Genomic DNA, 1,392 nt, shown 5'->3' with positions numbered 1-1,392 from the left:
GATAAGTCTACGGTATTTCCATCCTCTATCCCCAGGGTATTTCCTGTTAAACTCAATTGCTGATCATCAGTACTTACAAACCCCGACAGATCCACTGAATTTCCGTTAGCAATCGAAAGGTCAGTGCCACTCAGGGCTAAGGTCTGGGCATCGGTGTTATCCAAATAAGGAGTCAGGTCTACTGAGTTACCGGCCTCTATACTTAAACTATTTCCGGCAAGTGTCAGATTCTGATCATCGCTACTGTTAGTATTCAGTTCTTCCAGGGCCCCCTGTACGTCTGCTGCAGTTATACCTGTTATCGCTGTAATACCTACCTCGGAGGCAACCTGATCATCTGTGTCTACAGAACTAATTAAATATGGGGTGGCAGATGAACCATCACCGCTTACAGTAACATTGGCATTGCCGGACTGCACTAGTGTTTCTGTACCATCAGCTGCAGGCAGGGTTACCGTATTTCCATTTGCGATGGTAAGATCAGATCCACTTAATGACAAAGTCTGGGCATCCGTATTATCAAGGTAAGCAGATAAGTCTACGGTATTTCCATCCTCTATCCCCAGGGTATTTCCTGTTAAACTCAATTGCTGATCATCAGTACTTACAAACCCCGACAGATCCACTGAATTTCCGTTAGCAATCGAAAGGTCAGTGCCACTCAGGGCCAAGGTCTGGGCATCGGTGTTATCCAAATAAGGAGTCAGGTCTACTCCGGTTGCACCGGAAACAGCATTTGTAAGGGTTAATTGATTCCCGGTTAGGTCAAGATCAGACAATTCATTGGTTGGATCCCCATCTGCATCTGTAGCTCCAACTGCGATAATTTCATCTATAGCTGCCTGTACTGTTGTAGAACCTAATCCGGAAGTTGAATTATCATAGGATACCTCTGATGCATCCTGATCATCCGTACTCACATATCCACTAAGGTCTACTGTAGTATCTGCACCGGTACCATTACCTAAGGTCAGGATGTTGGTTGTATTGTCTAATGCTATCGTCTGTGCATCGGTGTTGTCCAGGTAGGCACTCAGGTCTACCGTTACAGGTGCTCCGTTCTCAATGGCGATTGTCAGGATGTTACTCGCATCGATACTCGCTCCCGTAAGGTCCTGCTCATCGGTGTTATCCAGGTAGGCACTAAGATCCACGGTTACAGGATCCCCGTTTTCAATAGCGATCGTCAGGATATTACTCCCATCTATCGTCGCACTGGTCAGGTTCTGATCATCCGTACTCACATATCCACTAAGGTCTACTGTAGTATCTGCACCGGTACCATTACCTAAGGTCAGGATGTTGGTTGTATTGTCTAATGCTATCGTCTGTGCATCGGTGTTGTCCAGGTAGGCACTCAGGTCTACCGTTACAGGTGCTCCGTTCTCAATG

General features: G+C 46.4%; 1 protein-coding gene. It reads right to left on the bottom strand.

Annotated features, from left to right (window positions below; translation table 11 throughout):
* A partial coding sequence (locus K7R11_RS05005; RefSeq protein ID WP_224489148.1) for a hypothetical protein occupies positions 1 to 1,392 on the bottom strand: 1,392 nt, incomplete at both ends.

Origin of the sequence: Robertkochia flava (genome assembly GCF_020166515.1) — a bacterium.
Lineage (GTDB): Bacteria > Bacteroidota > Bacteroidia > Flavobacteriales > Flavobacteriaceae > Robertkochia > Robertkochia flava.
This window is presented reverse-complemented; position numbering and strand designations above follow the sequence as displayed.